Consider the following 3,495-nt stretch of genomic DNA (forward strand, 5'->3'; position numbering starts at 1 on the left):
ATTGAGGCGGTTGCCAGCGTGGCCGAATCGTCGGCTGGATGAGCTGTTGCCGTACGCCAGCAATCACTTCAGTTAACTTACGGAAAACCCCAACCTCACGCCACGACACAAGGTGCCATCACCGGGCGTTTACAAATGACTAACAAAACGAGACGGACCTTTTCTGCCGAATTCAAACTCGAATGTGCTCAACTTATCCTTGACCAGGGCGACTCATTCCGTGCAGCCTGAACCGCACCGGGAATCTTGGAGACTAGACTCTTAGTGAAAGGAGATCCAAGATGACATCAAAATCAGCAAATCGTTATCCAGCCGAACTGCGGGAACGCGCAGTAAGAATGCTTCTGGAACAGCGCAGTGAATACAAATCTGAACACGCCGCTTTCAAATCCATCGCCCCTAAAATTGGCTGTAATCCCGACACACTCAGAGCCTGGGTCCGCCAGCATGAACGCGATTTTGGAGCCAGTGCCAGTGATAGCAACCTGACCACCAGTGAGCGCCAGCGTTTAAACGAACTGGAGCGTGAAGTTCGTGAGCTTCGTCGCAGCAACGATATTCTGCGCCAGGCGTCAGCTTATTTTGCGCAGGCGGAACTCGACCGCTACTGGAAAAGATAATGCCGTTAATAGACAGCCTGAGCGCTAAGCACGGGGTCGAGTCGGTATGCCAGGAGTTGGCTATCGCCCCATCAACATTTTACTGGCACAGGCAGCGGCTCCAGCATCCAGAAACGCGGTGTGCTCGGGATAAACGGGACGACGCACTTTGTGTAGAAATACAGCGTGTTTACGAAGTGAACAAGCAGGTCTATGGCGTGCGTAAGGTCTGGCGGCAGTTAACGCGAGAGAGTATCAAGGTGGCGAGATGCACCGTCGAACGTCTTATGAAAACGTTGGGCTTAGAAGGGGTTACCCGTGGAAAAGGAGTGAAAACAACCCACAGCGGTAAAGAACGGTGTACAACAGACGACCTGGTGCAACGGCAGTTCGTTGCAGAACGTCCCAACCAGCTTTGGGTGGCTGATTTTACCTATGGTGTGCCCGGAGTTCAGGGCGAGTAAGGATGCTCAAATGAACCACGAGTCTGTCTGGAATATTGAACCGGTAACTCATGATGAGAAACCCGACAATCCCACCGGCTGTGACGGTGGTGAACCTGAGCGGCAGTGACCTGCGGCATGCCCGCAGGGTGATGTAACCCGCTGACAACGGGGATTGAGGCGAGATCACTAAGCTGAGATGATCCTCAAGGTTAAGTGCTGAAAGGCTGAAGAACATGAACCCGTTAATCCGCCTCTGTGGGTTGAAATGTCACCATGACCTACGTGATCTGACAGGTCATGCAGGGGGAGGAGCCAGAAAGCTACCTTCGCCATGTCCTCGACGTTATCGCGGACTGGCCGGTCAACCGGGTCAGCGAACTGCTACCGTGGCGCATCGTACTGCCAACTGAATAGCCCTCGTTCGTCAATACGGTTCTGGCTGTACGCTTACGCCGGCATGGCGCACGCGCGGAGAAAAATCCACGACGAACATGCACGTCGGTCAACAGAGCTGACACAGGAAGCCCTCAGGCGTATAGGGGAGCTGTATGGCATACCGGACTGGCCGGAGGCGGAAAGCAGCGCTCATGCAGCTGACGACGGAACTGTATATTAAAATTCGTTTGTTCTTCCGGAGATTTTCTCATAAATTCATCTGCGAACTTTTCCGCTGCGGCACCCGGATCACATTCCGGATGCGCAATAATCTGTTCCATCATCCAGATAACAAATATTCCGCAACCGTTTGGTACATGTTTCTGAATATGTTCCTCAACAAAAGTGACTGAATTGCCATCACCGCTGGCGATGGCAGCAGCCTGGTTCAGTTTAGCCTTTGTTTCAGGGGTCAGGTTACTGGCTGAACTGAACACTACAGCCTTAACAGCACCACTGTCAGATTGATCTCTGTGCAGGACAAAGAGAACCCAGTGATCTCCGGTATTAATCGGGAAGAATTCAGGTTTATCAAGGAAGCCCAGATAGGTACTGCGGATTTTCTCAGCAATCAGATCTCCCAGTATATTGCTGCTATTAACGGGGTCAACGAGTGCGGACGGAAAATTTAACGAACAATCTGGGTGCGGCATCTTGTTCATCGCCGCAGATATCTCATCGGTTGTCAGCATACGGGCAGGACTCCACCAGTCCAGCTCTCCGGTTTGTTCGTGCGGTACCTGTGCCTGCTGATCCCCCACAAACAGGCGGGAAAGTGCCTGTTTCTGAGCCAGCTCTGACATCGCCGAACCGGCCATGTAAAGTAACCGGGTGGGTGAACTGAACCTGATCTTATAATCCTCGTTCTTGAACGCGATCTGATACAACTTCAGGCTTGCTTGCTGTATATCGCGATCCACGCCTATTTTTCCGGTGATTTTTCCGCTGAATAAATCAAAAAGGACGTTCTCAGCCTGTTCGCCCACCGTGTCCTTACGCAGCGCCAGATTATGTAATAGATCAATACTGTCCAGATTGCCATTTGCCGCGGACTGAGCTAATGACTCCATCGTGTCAGTGCGTATGTTATCGGTGAACAAATTGTCAAACTGCGGTTTACTGAGCCGATAATAGGAGGCTGCATCTACAGTCATATCAGTCATATATCACCCCTATTTACACCGGAGACATTGCCAGAAAACAGACAGACGCTGCATCATCAGCGACGGAGTCCGTTTTTAACGTTACGGATGATGACAGTGTCTCACGCAAATATCAGAAAAGGATTTCATATTTCGCTGCTACAGATGATGGCCGAGCGGGGTGTCATCGTTGACCATTCCACCTTTCACCGTTGGGTTATCTGCCTGGTTCCACTGCTGGAAAGGCGTTCCGTCGGCATAAACGTCGCGTGGGGCGTCGCTGGCGTATGGACGAAACGGACATCAGAGTCAGAGGCCCGTGGAAATATCTGTACCGGGCGGTGGATACGTCGGGTCAGACCCTCGACGTCCTGCTGACCGCGAAACGGGACGCCGCCGCACTGCGCTTCTTTCGCAGGGCCAGCTGTATGTCATCGAAGCAGAGCTGCGCGGGTTGCCGGCAGAACATCGCCTGGCCCAACGTCAGTTGAGAGCAAAACCTCTGCTGAATGGGCTGGAGGGTTGGCTGCGTGAAAAAATGAAGACACTGTCGCGCCACTCGGAGCTTGCGAAAGCGTTCTCGTATGCCTTGAATCAGTGGTCGGCGCTGACGTACTATGTGGAAAATGGCTGGGCTGAAGCGGATAATAATATCGCCGAGAATGCCCTGCGGATGGTCAGCCTGGGCCGTAAAAACTTCCTGTTCTTCGGTTCCGATCACGGTGGTGAACGCGGTGCACTGTTGTACGGACTGATCGGGACATGCAGGCTGAATGGTATAGATCCTGAGTGTTATCTGCACCACATACTGAATGTGATCGCCGACTGGCCGGTAAACCGAGTTGGCGATCTCTTGCCCTGGCGAGTCACCCT

General features: G+C 52.5%; 1 protein-coding gene, 5 pseudogenes and 1 other annotated feature. Of the genes and pseudogenes, 5 read left to right on the forward strand and 1 reads right to left on the reverse strand.

The genetic code is table 11. The features are described 5' to 3' along the window. Window positions 1-281 precede the first annotated feature (281 nt). From ACRDCA_RS24270 to ACRDCA_RS24280, 3 pseudogenes are all read left to right on the forward strand, one after another. Window positions 282-1,036, forward strand: a pseudogene (locus ACRDCA_RS24270) (IS3 family transposase); the annotation flags it as partial. Beyond that, window positions 575-691: a sequence feature (AL1L pseudoknot), on the forward strand. Its footprint overlaps the pseudogene before it by 117 nt. 306 nt (window positions 1,037-1,342) lie before the next feature. After that, a pseudogene (locus tag ACRDCA_RS24275) lies at window positions 1,343-1,459 on the forward strand (transposase domain-containing protein); the annotation flags it as partial. A gap of 37 nt (window positions 1,460-1,496) precedes the next feature. Next, window positions 1,497-1,607: pseudogene (locus ACRDCA_RS24280) on the forward strand (hypothetical protein); the annotation flags it as partial. On the opposite strand, the gene ACRDCA_RS24285 reads toward ACRDCA_RS24280, so the two are convergent. After that, window positions 1,573-2,643, reverse strand: a complete 1,071-nt coding sequence (locus tag ACRDCA_RS24285; RefSeq protein WP_438691845.1) for an ElaD/SseL family deubiquitinase — start codon at window positions 2,641-2,643, stop codon at window positions 1,573-1,575. The pseudogene ACRDCA_RS24280 and the gene ACRDCA_RS24285 sit on opposite strands and share 35 nt — an antisense overlap. Before the next feature lie 132 nt (window positions 2,644-2,775). On the opposite strand from ACRDCA_RS24285, the pseudogene ACRDCA_RS24290 reads away from it, so the two are divergent. Next, window positions 2,776-3,044, forward strand: a pseudogene (locus ACRDCA_RS24290) (DDE-type integrase/transposase/recombinase); the annotation flags it as partial. Beyond that, window positions 3,026-3,495: pseudogene (locus ACRDCA_RS24295) on the forward strand (IS66 family transposase); the annotation flags it as partial. The pseudogenes ACRDCA_RS24290 and ACRDCA_RS24295, both read left to right, overlap by 19 nt.

This window comes from Serratia sp. (in: enterobacteria), from assembly GCF_051654945.1.
Taxonomy (GTDB): Bacteria; Pseudomonadota; Gammaproteobacteria; order Enterobacterales; family Enterobacteriaceae; genus Chania.